Genomic DNA, 13,018 nt, shown 5'->3' with positions numbered 1-13,018 from the left:
GAGTTCCTCGCTTTAAGCACAATAGGCTCGGGCGGGCTACCGCAGTGCGCAAGTTGACGAACGCGGAAGCCCGGTCAGAACCTATTGTTATTTATTGATAAACCCTTTGTAATGGCGTTTGATCAACTGGCTCTCGATTTGCTTCATCGTATCTAGTGCAACACCGATAACGATTAGGAGCGAGGTGCCGCCTAGCTGTACTGATTTAGGTAATCCAGCAAGTGTCCCGAAGAATACCGGAATGACTGAGATAACCGCCAGGAAGATCGCTCCTGTCAATGTGATCCGCGACATAACGCGAGTCAGGTATGACGAAGTTGGCTTGCCTGGACGAATGCCAGGAATGTAGCCGCCGTTCTTCTTCATCTGATCAGCCATTTGAACCGGATTAATTTGCACGAATGTGTAGAAGAAGGTAAACCCGATAATTAACAATACGTACAATACCATACCTAGCGGTTGGTCATAGCTCATATTTTTAATAATCCAGTCTGCCCAATTTTGGGTAGCCCAGAACTGAGCAATCGTAATCGGGAACATAACGAGCGAAACCGCGAAGATAACCGGGATAACGCCAGCGCCGTTCACTTTCATAGGAATGTGAGTGGACTGTCCGCCGTACATTTTCCGTCCAACAACGCGCTTAGCGTATTGAACAGGAATTTTACGAATACCTTGTTGTACGAATATAACACCGACAATGATTGCGATAATCGCAACCAGAACCAGTACCATTTTGATAATGTTCAAGAACAACTGATCTTGGGCACCTACGAACTGATCTTCAACAATCGTACGAATGTGTCCAGGGATACCAGCTGCAATTGCTGCAAAGATTAGAATGGAAATACCATTTCCGATTCCTTTTTCCGTGATTTGCTCACCTAGCCACATCAAGAAAGCAGTACCTGCAGTCAAGATAATAGCAATGAGAACATAATCGACGAATGTCGCGCCAACAATCATTTCGTAACCGTATTGACGGTTAAAGCCGATTGCCGTAGCGAAACCTTGGATCAAACCAAGTACAATCGTACCATAACGAGTGATTTGTGCGAGCTTGCGTTTACCGTTCTCGCCTTCCTTAGCCCATTCCGCAAACTTAGGTATAACGTCCATAGATAACAGCTGTACGATAATCGACGCTGTAATATATGGCGTAATTCCGATTGCGAAGATGGAGAATTGGAACAAAGCACCGCCGGAAAACGTGTTAAGCAAGCCGAACAGATCCGCACCGGCTGCATCAACCTGCTTAAACACATCTTTGTTTACATCGGGAACCGGGATAAATGAACCGATGCGGTAAATCAAAAGGATGAAAAGGGTGAAGAGGATCCTTGTACGAAGATCCGCCACTTTCCAAATGTTGGACACGGTCTTGAACAATTAGATCACCTCGGTTTTACCGCCGGCAGCCTGGATTTTCTCTACCGCAGATTGAGAGAACTTGTTTGCTTTTACAGTAAGTGTAACGCTAACTTCACCATTACCCAAAATTTTAATTCCTGCGAGCGGGTTCTTAACGATCCCAGTCTCGATGAGAACTTCTGGAGTGACTTCAGTTCCTGCTGCAAACGCATTTAGTTCTTCAATGTTGACAATCGCGTACTCTTTGCGGAACGGGTTGTTAAATCCACGTTTCGGCACTCGACGATACAAAGGGTTTTGTCCGCCCTCGAAACCAGGACGAACGCCGCCGCCGGAACGAGCGTTTTGACCTTTGTGACCTTTACCGGCTGTTTTACCGTTACCGGAACCGATACCGCGACCTTTGCGCTTTGGCGCTTGGGTTGAGCCCGGTGCTGGTGCTAGCTCATGCAATTTCATCGTTCGTGCACCTCCTTATTTATTTCTTGGAACTACATGCTATTCTTGTACTTCTTCTACTTTTACCAAGTGACTAACAGTGTTAACCATGCCGCGGACAGCTGGGCTGTCGTTCAAAACAACTGCCTGACGAATCTTTTTAAGACCGAAAGATTCAACCGTTGCACGTTGTTTCTCGTTGCGACCGATTAAACTGCGAACGAGGGTGATTTGCAATTTTGCCATCTTATTTCCCTCCTTAGCGTAACAGCTCTTCGACTGTTTTTCCACGTAGCTTTGCAACTTCTTCCACGCGTTTAAGACGGGAAAGACCTTCAAGCGTTGCGTTAACCATATTCATGGAGTTCGAAGAACCTAGCGATTTCGTCAAGATGTCGCCGACACCAGCAAGTTCGAGAACTGCACGAACCGGGCCGCCAGCGATAACCCCAGTACCTTCAGAAGCGGGCTTCAGAAGAACTTCACCTGCTCCGAAATGTCCCAGAACAAGGTGGGGAATAGTCGTGCCAACGATTGGAACATGGATCAGGTTTTTCTTAGCATCTTCGATACCTTTGCGGATTGCATCAGGTACTTCGCCTGCTTTACCGATCCCTGCGCCAACGTAGCCTTTACCGTCGCCGACTACTACAAGTGCACTAAAGCTGAAACGGCGTCCGCCTTTTACAACTTTAGATACGCGATTGATATTAACAACTTTTTCAGTCAGTTCTAACGTATTTGGATCTACACGCAAGTCGTTTAACCTCCTTATAAATAAAGTCGATTAGAATTCTAGGCCAGCTTCGCGAGCTGCTGTAGCAAGTGCCTGAATTCTGCCGTGATACAAGTAACCGCCGCGATCAAATACTACTTGGGTAACACCCTTAGCTTGAGCGCGTTTCGCAATCAATTCTCCGACTTTGCTCGCTGCATCGATGTTGCCACCGTTGCTTACCGCTTCAGTCAATTCTTTATCCTGTGTGGATGCAGAAGCGATTGTTACGCCTGAAACATCGTCGATTAATTGAGCATACATATGCTTGGAGGAACGGAATACAGATAGACGCGGACGTGCAGCTGTACCGTTAATTTTTTTACGAACACGAAGGTGTCTTTTCAGACGAGCCTTGTTTTTGTCGCCTTTCGTAATCATACAAAGTTCACTCCTTTCTTTCAGCCTTAAGACGCTATCTTAAGCAAACGGACTGTTTGCTTATTTTTTCTTACCAGCTTTACCTTCTTTGCGGATGATGCGTTCGCCTTCGTACTTGATACCTTTACCTTTATACGGCTCTGGTTCACGTACGGAACGAATTTTTGCAGCAGTTGCACCAACGAGCTCTTTATCGATACCGCGAACAGTTATTTTCGTGTTTGCTGGTACTTCGAATTCGATTCCGTTATCAGGTGCGATCTCGACTGGGTGAGAATATCCTACGTTAAGTACGATTTTGTCTCCAGCTTTGTTTGCACGGTAACCTACGCCGACTAGCTCCAAGTTTTTGAAGAAGCCTTCAGTAACGCCGCTCACCATGTTATTGATGACGCTGCGAGTTGTTCCGTGCAACGAGCGATGCAATTTATTATCGGAAGGACGTTCTACTAGGATTTCTGTTTCCGTTACATTCACTTTCATATCTTTGTGAAGTTCACGGGAAAGCGATCCTTTCGGTCCTTTTACAGTAATTACTGTGTTGTCCAAGTTGATTGTTACGCCGTTAGGCACTTGGATTGGTTTGCGACCAATACGGGACATTGTTACACCTCCTATCTTTGTGACTTGTTACTTACCAAACGTAGCAAACTACTTCGCCGCCGGATTTAACCTGACGAGCTTCTTTATCAGTCATAATCCCTTTGGAAGTGGAAATGATAGCAATTCCAAGTCCACCGAGTACACGGGGGATTTCAGTTGATTGTGTATAAACGCGAAGGCCTGGTTTCGAAATACGTTTCAAGCCAGTAATAACGCGCTCTTGGTTAGGGCCGTATTTCAAGAAAATACGGATAATCCCTTGTTTGTTGTCTTCGATATATTCAGCGTCGCGGATAAAACCCTCGCGCTTCAAAATCTCAGCGATTTGCTTCTTCATTTTCGAAGCGGGCATTTCCACGGTCTCGTGACGAACAACATTCGCATTACGAATGCGTGTCAACATATCTGCAACCGGATCAGACATAACCATTGTGTTAACCTCCTTCCCAAACTAGGCTGATTACCAGCTTGCTTTTTTAACGCCAGGAATCTGGCCCTTATGTGCTAACTCACGGAAACAAATCCGGCAAATTTTAAACTTTTGCAAAACAGAATGCGGACGGCCGCAACGCTCACAGCGCGTATATGCACGCACTTTAAATTTCGGTGTGCGTTGTTGCTTCACTTTCATCGAAGTTTTTGCCACTGGGTATTACACCTCCTAAAAGTGGATTACTTCGTAAACGGCATGCCCATTTGGGTCAGCAGTTCACGAGATTCTTCGTCCGTTTTTGCCGTCGTGACGATGACGATGTCCATACCGCGCACTTTATCGACTTTGTCGTACTCGATCTCTGGGAATATCAATTGCTCTTTCAAGCCAAGTGTATAGTTACCACGGCCGTCAAAAGCTTTGTTCGATACACCGCGGAAGTCACGTACACGCGGAAGAGAAATGTTGAACAGTTTATCTAGGAAATGATACATACGCTCGCCGCGCAATGTAACTTTAACCCCGATTGGCATGTTCTCACGAAGTTTAAAGCCTGCAATAGACTTCTTCGCACGAGTAACGACTGGTTTTTGACCGGAAATGATACGTAGTTCTTCAACTGCTACATCAAGGATTTTCGAATTGGAAACCGCTTCGCCTACCCCCATGTTGATAACTACCTTCTCAATCTTCGGCACTTGCATAACAGACGTATAGTTGAACTTCTGCATAAGAGCAGGAGTTATTTCGTTTAAGAAACGACCTTTCAATCTTGCTGCCATTGATCATGGACCTCCTTTCCTACCGTAACGATTAGTCGATTACTTCTCCGGAACGTTTCGCGATCCGAACTTTCTTGCCGTTGTCGAGCACTTTGTATCCGATACGTGTTACTTTACCGCTTTTCGGATCGATATGCATAACGTTTGAAACGTGAATTGGTGCTTCTTGTTCGATAATACCGCCCTGTGGATTAGCTTGCGATGGACGAGTATGTTTCTTAACAGTATTTACACCTTCTACGAGTACGCGGTTTTCACGCGGATACGCAGCGATAACGCGGCCCTTCTTACCTTTGTCTTTACCGGTAATGACGATAACCGTGTCGTCTTTTTTCACGTGCAATTTATTGTTATGGGATTCGAGTACTTTTTTCAGCCTTGGCATGAGTTACACCTCCTGCACGCTTGTGCTTTCAAGCTTATATTTGGTTCTTAGATAACTTCTGGTGCTAGTGATACGATTTTCATGAAATCTTTATCACGAAGCTCACGGGCAACTGGTCCAAAGATACGAGTACCGCGCGGGCTTTTGTCTTCCTTAACAATTACAGCTGCATTTTCGTCAAATGCGATGTACGAACCGTCTTTACGACGAACCGAACGCTTTGTACGAACGATAACCGCTTTAACAACGTCACCTTTTTTGACAACGCCGCCTGGTGTTGCTTGTTTAACTGAGCAAACGATCAAATCGCCGATGTGTCCAACGCGACGTCCCGTTCCACCAAGTACACGGATACACATTAATTGCTTTGCGCCGGAGTTGTCAGCAACCGCTAAGCGCGAGAATGGTTGAATCATTTCAACGTCCTCCTTTCGGAAAAATGCTCAGGCACTGCATACGCTCATTAGATTATAACAGCAACTTCAACGACTTCTACAAGTCTGAAGCGTTTGTCTTTCGATAGCGGACGAGTCTCCATGATTTTCACGATGTCGCCAATTTTTGCTTGGCCATTCTCATCGTGCGCTTTAAATTTTTTCGTAACTTTAATGCGTTTATGGTACAAATCGTGTTTTTTGTAAGTCTCAATAGCAACAACGATTGTTTTGTCCATCTTGTCGCTTACCACTTTGCCAATTAGAACTTTACGGGCATTGCGATCGCTCATGTGTTCTTCCTCCTTCCTCCAGCCGTGTTTATGCATTCATGTAAGGGTATTGACTAGCTGCTAATTCCGAGTTCTCTTTCACGCAAAATCGTTTTAGCACGAGCGATTCCTTTACGCACATCACGGATCCGAGTCGGGTTATCCAATTGACCAGTAGCCAGTTGGAAACGAAGATTGAAAAGCTCTTCTTTAAAACCAGCGACCTGTTGTTCAAGCTCAGCGGAGGTTAGGTTTCTAAATTCACTAGCTTTCATTTGCTTCACCACCCACTTCTTCACGTTTCACGAATTTAGTCTTGATCGGCAATTTATGAGCCGCAAGACGCATCGCTTCACGAGCGGTTTCTTCGGATACACCAGCAAGTTCAAACAGGATTTTACCTGGTTTAACTACGGCTACCCATTTCTCAACGTTACCTTTACCACTACCCATACGCACTTCGAGAGGCTTTTGAGTAATTGGTTTAGCAGGGAAAATCTTAATCCATACTTTACCACCACGTTTGATGTAGCGAGTCATTGCAATACGAGCCGCTTCGATCTGACGGTTGGTGATCCATGATGGTTCTAGAGCTTGAAGGCCAAATTCGCCGAATGCTACTGTAGTGCCGCCTTTAGCGCGACCCTTCATATGACCGCGTTGTTGTTTGCGGTGTTTGACACGTTTAGGTACCAACATGATTAGTTGCCTCCTTCCTGGGGAGCTTTCTTCTTAGTCGGAAGGACTTCGCCGCGATAGATCCATACTTTAACGCCAATACGGCCGTATGTTGTAGCCGCTTCAGCCGTGCCGTAATCAATATCAGCACGAATTGTATGAAGTGGTACTGTTCCTTCGCTGTAGCCTTCCGAACGTGCGATTTCCGCGCCACCGAGACGACCGCTAACTGCGGTTTTGATCCCTTTAGCACCTGAACGCATGGAGCGTTGAATTGCTTGCTTCAATGCGCGACGGAAAGATACACGACGCTCAAGTTGTTGTGCGATGCTTTCAGCTACAAGAATAGCGTCAAGATCTGCATATTTGATTTCAGAGATGTTGATGTGTACTTTTTTGCCTTTAGTGATTTTACCAAGCTCAGTACGAAGGTTTTCTACTTCGGAACCGCCTTTACCAATAACCATACCTGGTTTAGCGGTTTGGATCGTTACGTTCACGCGGTTAGCTGCACGTTCGATCTCGATGTGAGAAACTGCTGCGTCTTTCAGCTTGTTTTTCAAGTATTCACGGATTTTAACGTCTTCCATTAGAAGATCGCCGAAATCTTTTCCCGCGAACCATTTGGACTCCCAATCACGGATAACTCCGACCCGGAAGCCTACTGGATTTACCTTTTGACCCACACGTAATCCCTCCTTATTTTTCAGATACCACCAAGGTAATGTGGCTGGTTCTTTTATTGATCCGGCTTGCGCGACCCATCGCACGAGGACGGAAACGCTTCATCGTTGGCCCTTGGTTAACGAAAGCTTGTGATATAAACAATTTGTTTACATCAAGCTGATAGTTATGCTCAGCGTTAGCAATGGCAGAGTTCAGCAGCTTCTCCAAAATTGGGGATGCAGACTTAGGCGTGTGACGCAAAATCGCGATTGCTTCGCCAACTTGTTTACCGCGAATCAAATCCGCAACAAGCTGTGCTTTACGGGGAGCAATACGGATAAATTTAGCGTGCGCTTTAGCTTCTGGCATGTAGGAACCTCCTCTCGTTCAGTTAGAGATGTTTAAGGGCAAATTAACGTCTGCCCGTTTTTTTGTCTTCACCAGCATGGCCTTTATACGTACGAGTTGGTGCAAATTCACCAAGCTTGTGTCCAACCATATCTTCCGTTACATATACCGGCACGTGCTTGCGACCGTCATATACTGCAAACGTGTGACCAATGAATTGCGGGAAAATGGTCGAGCGGCGGGACCAGGTTTTGATTACGACCTTCTTCTCGGATTCGTTCAATACCTCGACTTTTTTAAGCAGGTAACCGTCAATAAACGGCCCTTTCTTTAAACTGCGACCCATTTGTGTTCCTCCCTTCATATAAGCGGTAGCGATACTTTCGTATCACGCGGTTTTTTTCAAGCTGCTATTATTTCGTGCGACGACGAATAATGTATTGGCTCGATGCTTTTTTCTTCTTGCGCGTTTTGTAACCAAGAGTAGGTTTACCCCAAGGTGACAACGGAGATTTACGTCCGATTGGAGCACGGCCTTCACCACCACCGTGTGGGTGATCGTTAGGGTTCATGACAACACCACGCACAGTAGGACGATTTCCGAGCCAACGGTTACGGCCGGCTTTACCGATTTTCACGAGTTCGTGATCTTCGTTACCAACAGAACCAATTGTTGCGCGGCAAGTGTTCAGAATGCGACGAACTTCACCTGAAGTCAAACGAACGGATACATAGTTTTCTTCTTTACCAAGAAGTTGAGCACTAGTACCAGCTGCACGAACAAGTTGTCCGCCTTTGCCCGGTTTCAATTCGATGTTGTGGATAACTGTACCGACTGGGATATTCACAAGCGGCAAAGTATTTCCTGGTTTAATATCAGAGCCAACACCAGAAGTGATTTTGTCTCCAACTTTCAAACCTTTTGGTGCAATGATGTATGCTTTCTCACCATCAGCGTAATGGATCAAAGCAATGTTGGATGAACGGTTCGGATCGTATTCGATCGACGCTACGTTACCAACAATACCATCTTTGGTACGTTTGAAGTCGATAATCCGGTATTTACGTTTGTGTCCGCCGCCGTGGTGACGTACCGTAATTTTACCTTGGTTGTTACGTCCAGCTTTTTTGAAAAGCGGAGCAAGCAACGATTTCTCCGGTGTACTTGTCGTGATCTCTTCGAAAGTCGAGACGGACATGTTACGACGTGCTGGAGATGTCGGTTTGTACTTTTTAATTGGCACTTCGATTCCCTCCTTTTCTAAACAGACGTTTCAAAGAATTCAAGTTCTTTGCTGTCAGCGCTCAGTTGAACGATCGCTTTTTTCCAATCCGGTCTGTATCCGCTATGTTTACCATAACGTTTTGGTTTACCCGCAACACGCATCGTGTTAACGCCGGTTACTTTTACTTTAAAGATTTGCTCGATAGCAAGTTTGATTTCAGTTTTGTTTGAACGAAGATCTACTTCAAACACATACTTTTTATCAACCATGTAATCGGACGTACGTTCCGTGATAACCGGGCGCTTGATAATATCGCGTGGATTTTTCATTACGCAAGCACCTCCTGTACTTTCTCTACTGCTTCTTTAGTGATGATTAGGTTGTCATGCACCAATACATCCAGAACATTAATGCCGTCAGCTGCAACGAATTTAACACCTGGGATATTACGAGCAGACAATGCAACGTTATCTTCATAATTAGCCGTTACTACAAGAGCTTTGCGGCCAACTTTCAGGTTGCTTAGTATTGCTGCGAATTCTTTCGTCTTAGGAGCTGCAAATGTCAGTTGATCCAAAACGATAATCTCGTTTGCAATCACTTTTGATGACAATGCCGATTTAATCGCAAGACGACGAACTTTCTTAGGAAGCTTGAATCCGTATGAGCGTGGAGTAGGTCCGAAAACCGTACCGCCGCCAACCCATTGCGGGGAGCGAATGCTACCTTGACGAGCACGGCCAGTACCTTTTTGTTTCCAAGGTTTACGACCGCCGCCGCGTACTTCGGAGCGTCCTTTAGTTTTGTGATTGCCGAAGCGTTCAGATGCTTGTTGGTTAACAACAGCACTGTGCAAAACATGAACGTTTGGTTGAATTCCGAAAACCGTTTCAGCCAGTTCAAGCTCACCCACTTGCGCGCCACTCACGTTATATACTGTTACTTTAGGCATATCCTGTTCCTCCTTTCTTTAAAAGCGATTAGTTCTTAACGGTTAGTTTCACTTTTACGAATCCGTTTTTCGGGCCCGGAATCGAACCTTTTATTAGAAGAACGTTACGTTCTACATCTACACGGATAACTTCAAGCTTTTGGATCGTGATTGTTTCGTGACCCATATGTCCTGGAAGGCGTTTGCCTTTCGGTACACGGTTCGCTTGGATCGAACCCATCGAACCTGGTCCACGGTGGTAACGGGAACCGTGAGACATAGGACCCGTGCTTTGTCCCCAACGTTTGATAACGCCGGCAAAGCCTTTACCTTTTGAAATACCTGTTACGTCAACGAACTCGCCCTCTGTGAAAAGGTCAGCTTTAACTTCTTGGCCAACTTCGTAATCGCCCAAGTTAATGCCGCGAATTTCACGAACGTAGCGCTTAGGTGTTGCATTTGCCTTTTTGGCGTGACCAGCTTCCGGCTTGTTCGATCTGCTTTCCTTTTTATCGGAGAAACCGAATTGAACAGCTTCGTAGCCATCGTTTTCTTGGTCTTTCTTCTGTAGTACCACGCAAGGTCCAGCTTCGATAACCGTTACTGGAACGACGTTACCTTCAGCAGTGAACACTTGAGTCATACCAAGTTTTTTTCCTAAGATACCTTTCATGTTGACACCTCATTTCCTTCCTATAATCGCATATGCTGGTATTACAGTTTGATTTCGATATCTACACCGGATGGTAAATCCAGGCGCATCAACGCATCAACCGTTTGCGGCGTTGGGTCAACAATGTCGATCAAACGCTTATGAGTGCGTTGTTCGAATTGCTCCCTCGAATCCTTGTACTTGTGTACCGCACGGAGAATGGTGATGATTTGCTTTTCCGTTGGCAACGGAATCGGCCCGGATACGCCTGCACCGGAACGTTTTGCAGTTTCAACGATTTTCTCTGCGGATTGATCAAGAATCCTGTGATCGTATGCTTTCAAGCGAATACGAATCTTTTGCTTTGCCATATAAGTCCCTCCTTCTATCGCCCAATTTATTATCGGACATACTCCGTAAGAAAACCCTTCACATGCCCCATGGCAAAGGGGCCGGGTGTGTCGGCAACCTCTCACATCATCGCAACGTCAGACCAACAGACACTATTATACCGAATTGAATGGGCAATTGCAACATAAAGTTTAAGTTCTTTTAAAGCACTACTCTACTTATCCAATGGCTCAGCGGTGCGGCCTGTCAGATCCAACTCTCTCTAACAGTAGAAGACTTTAAACGGAAGTCTGGAACCAAAAATAATTCAAATCCCATACATCACCCATTATGTCCCTTATTACAAGTACGCAATACTTATCTGGTTATAATAACGGACATGATGGGTGCTTTCTGATTATAAACACATCCGATATGAAAAGACACCGCCAAATAACGCCAGAACCGAATCGCAATTCAATTTAATCGATATGTACATCAATATCTGCCACTATAAACCATTGTTTTGCTTCTCTTGTCTTCTGGATACAAAAAGAACCACACGCTCCGCAAAAAAGCGAATCGGATGGTTCTTTCAAATTAGCCCAAAACAATACGGTCATCAGCCAGCTTCTTCCCGCTAATGATCTCAAATTCCCCGAGCAGCTCCGCAACAGTCAGATCTTTCTTCCGTTCTTCTGGTATATCGAGAATGATTCGGCCCTTGTCCATCATAATTAACCGGTTACCGAGCCTAATGGCTTGCTCCATGTTGTGGGTTACCATCAACGTCGTTAGGTTCATTTCCCTCACTAGCGTTTCCGTTAATGTTGTAATAAGCTCCGCTCTCGCGGGGTCCAGCGCAGCGGTATGCTCATCTAGGAGCAGAATCTGCGGCCTTGTAAAGGTAGCCATTAGCAAACTTAGTGCTTGTCTCTCACCACCGGACAATAAGCCGACCTTTGCGCTTAAGCGGTTCTCAAGCCCAATTCCCAGCCGCTGAAGCTCTTGTTTGAATATGGCACGTTTCGCTCGCGTCACTCCGAAAGAGAATCCACGAGATTTGCCACGCGCGTATGCAATTGCCAAGTTTTCTTCTATAGACATTCGAGGCGCGGTTCCTGCCATTGGGTCCTGAAATACGCGGCCAATCCATTTGCTCCGCTGATACTCCGTTAGATTGCTTATATTTTGCCCATCAATCCTAACTTCACCCGCATCCGGCTTCATGACTCCGGATATGATATTCATGAGCGTAGATTTGCCGGCACCGTTACTTCCAATTACCGTAATAAAATCGCCCGGCTTCATAATAAGATTAGCACCAACCAGCGCTGTTTTCTCATCTACCGTTCCCGGGTTAAACAACTTAGACACCTTTGCAATTTCTAACATCAGCGCCCACCTCCCGGTTGTGCTTTATCTAAAGCAGCCAGCATTTCCACCGTGCGTCTGCGAGCCGTGTTTTTTTGCTTCCATACTCTTCTCGCTGAAGGGACTACAAGTGCAAATATGATGATAACAGCTGTTATAAGCTTCATATCAGATGCATCCAGCCACTCCACGCGAAGCGCTAATGCATAAATGATACGATAAATGATAGAACCAAGAATAACGGCCAATGTTGCTCTAAATATCGTACGTGAACCAAAAATTGCCTCGCCAATGATAACAGAAGCAAGACCAATGACGATCATGCCGATGCCCATACTGTTATCCGCATATTTTTGATAATGAGCGATCAATGCGCCTGAAGTGGCGACAAGGGCATTCGACAATGCTATGCCGAAAATGGTTGTAATATCTGTGTTGGCACCAAAGCTGCGAATCATTCTTGAGTTATCCCCAGTTGCGCGCAAGCTCAAACCAATATCTGTCCGGAAAAATAAATCGAGAATGACCTTCACTACAATAACAAAAATGATCATCATACCTAGTGTAGATACATGATCGAATAAGTTTTCCTGTCCACGCAACGAGACATTTGGTTTACCCATAATGCGCAGGTTAATGGAATACAAGGCAATCATCATAATTATACCTGAAAGCAGGCCGTTGATTTTACCTTTCGTATGCAAAAGTCCCGTACATGTACCTGCTAAAGCTCCGCCAATAAAAGCACATAGCACTGCCAGCCACGGTGGTGTACCGCTAACGGTCATTACCGACCCGATCGCAGCGCCTGTTGTAAAGCTTCCGTCTACCGTCAAATCCGGAAAGTCGAGTATGCGGAATGTGATATAAACGCCAAGTGCCATAAGCGCATACAATAATCCGCTTTCTACAGCTCCTTGCATCGATGCGAACATATGA

At 45.5% G+C, this 13,018-nt stretch carries 24 protein-coding genes; all 24 read right to left on the bottom strand.

Annotated features, from left to right (window positions below; genetic code table 11):
- Positions 1-87: 87 nt before the first annotated feature.
- Positions 88-1,389, bottom strand: a complete 1,302-nt coding sequence (secY, locus tag AB4Z29_RS29785; protein ID WP_183571410.1) for a preprotein translocase subunit SecY — start codon at positions 1,387-1,389, stop codon at positions 88-90.
- Positions 1,390-1,830: a 50S ribosomal protein L15 gene (gene rplO / locus AB4Z29_RS29780; RefSeq protein WP_053373914.1), complete on the bottom strand. Its 441-nt coding sequence runs from the start codon at positions 1,828-1,830 to the stop codon at positions 1,390-1,392.
- A gap of 39 nt (positions 1,831-1,869) precedes the next feature.
- Complete coding sequence (rpmD, locus tag AB4Z29_RS29775) at positions 1,870-2,055, bottom strand: 50S ribosomal protein L30 (protein ID WP_076271422.1); 186 nt, start codon at positions 2,053-2,055, stop codon at positions 1,870-1,872.
- Positions 2,056-2,068: 13 nt separating this feature from the next.
- The gene (gene rpsE, locus AB4Z29_RS29770; RefSeq protein WP_054025314.1) at positions 2,069-2,566 is read right to left on the bottom strand and encodes a 30S ribosomal protein S5; all 498 of its coding nucleotides are present in this window, start codon (positions 2,564-2,566) and stop codon (positions 2,069-2,071) included.
- A 30-nt stretch (positions 2,567-2,596) separates the two neighbouring features.
- Positions 2,597-2,965, bottom strand: coding sequence for a 50S ribosomal protein L18 (gene rplR, locus AB4Z29_RS29765; protein ID WP_441946551.1), 369 nt, complete (start codon positions 2,963-2,965; stop codon positions 2,597-2,599).
- A 60-nt stretch (positions 2,966-3,025) separates the two neighbouring features.
- Positions 3,026-3,568 carry a 50S ribosomal protein L6 gene (gene rplF, locus AB4Z29_RS29760; RefSeq protein WP_441946550.1) on the bottom strand — a complete coding sequence of 181 codons (543 nt, stop codon included), beginning with the start codon at positions 3,566-3,568 and terminating at the stop codon, positions 3,026-3,028.
- 31 nt (positions 3,569-3,599) lie between these two features.
- Positions 3,600-3,998 (bottom strand): 30S ribosomal protein S8, encoded by a 399-nt coding sequence (gene rpsH, locus AB4Z29_RS29755; protein WP_053373909.1) that lies wholly within the window; start codon positions 3,996-3,998, stop codon positions 3,600-3,602.
- A 30-nt stretch (positions 3,999-4,028) separates the two neighbouring features.
- Positions 4,029-4,214 (bottom strand): type Z 30S ribosomal protein S14, encoded by a 186-nt coding sequence (locus AB4Z29_RS29750; protein ID WP_037291562.1) that lies wholly within the window; start codon positions 4,212-4,214, stop codon positions 4,029-4,031.
- Positions 4,215-4,240: 26 nt separating this feature from the next.
- Positions 4,241-4,783, bottom strand: a complete 543-nt coding sequence (rplE, locus tag AB4Z29_RS29745; protein ID WP_053373908.1) for a 50S ribosomal protein L5 — start codon at positions 4,781-4,783, stop codon at positions 4,241-4,243.
- A 31-nt stretch (positions 4,784-4,814) separates the two neighbouring features.
- Positions 4,815-5,168, bottom strand: coding sequence for a 50S ribosomal protein L24 (gene rplX / locus AB4Z29_RS29740; RefSeq protein ID WP_076271424.1), 354 nt, complete (start codon positions 5,166-5,168; stop codon positions 4,815-4,817).
- 47 nt (positions 5,169-5,215) lie between these two features.
- A complete protein-coding gene (gene rplN / locus AB4Z29_RS29735; protein ID WP_054025318.1) occupies positions 5,216-5,584 on the bottom strand; it encodes a 50S ribosomal protein L14 in 369 nt (122 codons plus the stop codon).
- A 47-nt stretch (positions 5,585-5,631) separates the two neighbouring features.
- On the bottom strand, positions 5,632-5,895 hold the full coding sequence (gene rpsQ / locus AB4Z29_RS29730) for a 30S ribosomal protein S17 (RefSeq protein WP_183571406.1): 264 nt from the start codon (positions 5,893-5,895) through the stop codon (positions 5,632-5,634).
- A gap of 53 nt (positions 5,896-5,948) precedes the next feature.
- Entirely contained in the window at positions 5,949-6,149 is a 201-nt protein-coding gene (gene rpmC, locus AB4Z29_RS29725; protein ID WP_053373905.1) for a 50S ribosomal protein L29, read from the bottom strand.
- Entirely contained in the window at positions 6,139-6,573 is a 435-nt protein-coding gene (gene rplP / locus AB4Z29_RS29720; protein WP_028609647.1) for a 50S ribosomal protein L16, read from the bottom strand. Before rplP ends, rpmC begins: the two co-directional genes overlap by 11 nt.
- A gap of 2 nt (positions 6,574-6,575) precedes the next feature.
- The gene (gene rpsC, locus AB4Z29_RS29715) at positions 6,576-7,238 is read right to left on the bottom strand and encodes a 30S ribosomal protein S3 (RefSeq protein WP_441946549.1); all 663 of its coding nucleotides are present in this window, start codon (positions 7,236-7,238) and stop codon (positions 6,576-6,578) included.
- A gap of 13 nt (positions 7,239-7,251) precedes the next feature.
- Positions 7,252-7,587, bottom strand: a complete 336-nt coding sequence (gene rplV, locus AB4Z29_RS29710) for a 50S ribosomal protein L22 (protein WP_028609649.1) — start codon at positions 7,585-7,587, stop codon at positions 7,252-7,254.
- Between the two features lie 43 nt (positions 7,588-7,630).
- Complete coding sequence (gene rpsS, locus AB4Z29_RS29705; RefSeq protein WP_183571400.1) at positions 7,631-7,912, bottom strand: 30S ribosomal protein S19; 282 nt, start codon at positions 7,910-7,912, stop codon at positions 7,631-7,633.
- Positions 7,913-7,979: 67 nt separating this feature from the next.
- Complete coding sequence (gene rplB, locus AB4Z29_RS29700; RefSeq protein ID WP_441946548.1) at positions 7,980-8,810, bottom strand: 50S ribosomal protein L2; 831 nt, start codon at positions 8,808-8,810, stop codon at positions 7,980-7,982.
- 17 nt (positions 8,811-8,827) lie between these two features.
- Positions 8,828-9,121, bottom strand: a complete 294-nt coding sequence (gene rplW, locus AB4Z29_RS29695) for a 50S ribosomal protein L23 (protein ID WP_053373900.1) — start codon at positions 9,119-9,121, stop codon at positions 8,828-8,830.
- Positions 9,121-9,744, bottom strand: coding sequence for a 50S ribosomal protein L4 (gene rplD / locus AB4Z29_RS29690; RefSeq protein ID WP_183571396.1), 624 nt, complete (start codon positions 9,742-9,744; stop codon positions 9,121-9,123). The genes rplW and rplD overlap by 1 nt, the downstream gene beginning before the upstream one ends.
- A 28-nt stretch (positions 9,745-9,772) precedes the next feature.
- Positions 9,773-10,396 (bottom strand): 50S ribosomal protein L3, encoded by a 624-nt coding sequence (gene rplC / locus AB4Z29_RS29685; RefSeq protein ID WP_441946547.1) that lies wholly within the window; start codon positions 10,394-10,396, stop codon positions 9,773-9,775.
- Between the two features lie 41 nt (positions 10,397-10,437).
- Positions 10,438-10,746, bottom strand: a complete 309-nt coding sequence (gene rpsJ, locus AB4Z29_RS29680) for a 30S ribosomal protein S10 (protein ID WP_105406965.1) — start codon at positions 10,744-10,746, stop codon at positions 10,438-10,440.
- Positions 10,747-11,305: 559 nt separating this feature from the next.
- Positions 11,306-12,100 carry an ABC transporter ATP-binding protein gene (locus tag AB4Z29_RS29675; protein ID WP_441946546.1) on the bottom strand — a complete coding sequence of 265 codons (795 nt, stop codon included), beginning with the start codon at positions 12,098-12,100 and terminating at the stop codon, positions 11,306-11,308.
- Complete coding sequence (locus AB4Z29_RS29670; RefSeq protein ID WP_441946545.1) at positions 12,100-13,014, bottom strand: ABC transporter permease; 915 nt, start codon at positions 13,012-13,014, stop codon at positions 12,100-12,102. Before AB4Z29_RS29670 ends, AB4Z29_RS29675 begins: the two co-directional genes overlap by 1 nt.
- Between the last annotated feature and the right edge of the window lie 4 nt (positions 13,015-13,018).

This window comes from Paenibacillus sp. 2TAB23 (genome assembly GCF_052115165.1).
In the GTDB taxonomy this organism is placed as follows: Bacteria; Bacillota; Bacilli; order Paenibacillales; family Paenibacillaceae; genus Pristimantibacillus.
The sequence above is the reverse complement of the archived record's forward strand: the minus strand, read 5'-3'. Positions and strand labels throughout refer to the sequence as shown.

What these genes read in the sequence shown, in the direction of transcription:
- rplF (WP_441946550.1), bottom strand. Translation starts at nt 3,568, where the DNA reads ATGTCCCGTATTGGTCGCAAACCAATCCAAGTGCCTAACGGCGTAACA.
- rpsS (WP_183571400.1), bottom strand. Translation starts at nt 7,912, where the DNA reads ATGGGTCGCAGTTTAAAGAAAGGGCCGTTTATTGACGGTTACCTGCTT.
- AB4Z29_RS29670 (WP_441946545.1), bottom strand. Translation starts at nt 13,014, where the DNA reads ATGTTCGCATCGATGCAAGGAGCTGTAGAAAGCGGATTATTGTATGCG.
- AB4Z29_RS29675 (WP_441946546.1), bottom strand. Translation starts at nt 12,100, where the DNA reads ATGTTAGAAATTGCAAAGGTGTCTAAGTTGTTTAACCCGGGAACGGTA.
- rpmD (WP_076271422.1), bottom strand. Translation starts at nt 2,055, where the DNA reads ATGGCAAAATTGCAAATCACCCTCGTTCGCAGTTTAATCGGTCGCAAC.
- rplO (WP_053373914.1), bottom strand. Translation starts at nt 1,830, where the DNA reads ATGAAATTGCATGAGCTAGCACCAGCACCGGGCTCAACCCAAGCGCCA.
- rpsQ (WP_183571406.1), bottom strand. Translation starts at nt 5,895, where the DNA reads ATGAGCGATCGCAATGCCCGTAAAGTTCTAATTGGCAAAGTGGTAAGC.
- rplW (WP_053373900.1), bottom strand. Translation starts at nt 9,121, where the DNA reads ATGAAAAATCCACGCGATATTATCAAGCGCCCGGTTATCACGGAACGT.
- rplR (WP_441946551.1), bottom strand. Translation starts at nt 2,965, where the DNA reads ATGATTACGAAAGGCGACAAAAACAAGGCTCGTCTGAAAAGACACCTT.
- rplV (WP_028609649.1), bottom strand. Translation starts at nt 7,587, where the DNA reads ATGCCAGAAGCTAAAGCGCACGCTAAATTTATCCGTATTGCTCCCCGT.
- rplX (WP_076271424.1), bottom strand. Translation starts at nt 5,168, where the DNA reads ATGCCAAGGCTGAAAAAAGTACTCGAATCCCATAACAATAAATTGCAC.
- rpsH (WP_053373909.1), bottom strand. Translation starts at nt 3,998, where the DNA reads ATGGTTATGTCTGATCCGGTTGCAGATATGTTGACACGCATTCGTAAT.
- rplD (WP_183571396.1), bottom strand. Translation starts at nt 9,744, where the DNA reads ATGCCTAAAGTAACAGTATATAACGTGAGTGGCGCGCAAGTGGGTGAG.
- rpsJ (WP_105406965.1), bottom strand. Translation starts at nt 10,746, where the DNA reads ATGGCAAAGCAAAAGATTCGTATTCGCTTGAAAGCATACGATCACAGG.
- rplN (WP_054025318.1), bottom strand. Translation starts at nt 5,584, where the DNA reads ATGATTCAACCATTCTCGCGCTTAGCGGTTGCTGACAACTCCGGCGCA.
- rplP (WP_028609647.1), bottom strand. Translation starts at nt 6,573, where the DNA reads ATGTTGGTACCTAAACGTGTCAAACACCGCAAACAACAACGCGGTCAT.
- rpmC (WP_053373905.1), bottom strand. Translation starts at nt 6,149, where the DNA reads ATGAAAGCTAGTGAATTTAGAAACCTAACCTCCGCTGAGCTTGAACAA.
- rplE (WP_053373908.1), bottom strand. Translation starts at nt 4,783, where the DNA reads ATGGCAGCAAGATTGAAAGGTCGTTTCTTAAACGAAATAACTCCTGCT.
- rplC (WP_441946547.1), bottom strand. Translation starts at nt 10,396, where the DNA reads ATGAAAGGTATCTTAGGAAAAAAACTTGGTATGACTCAAGTGTTCACT.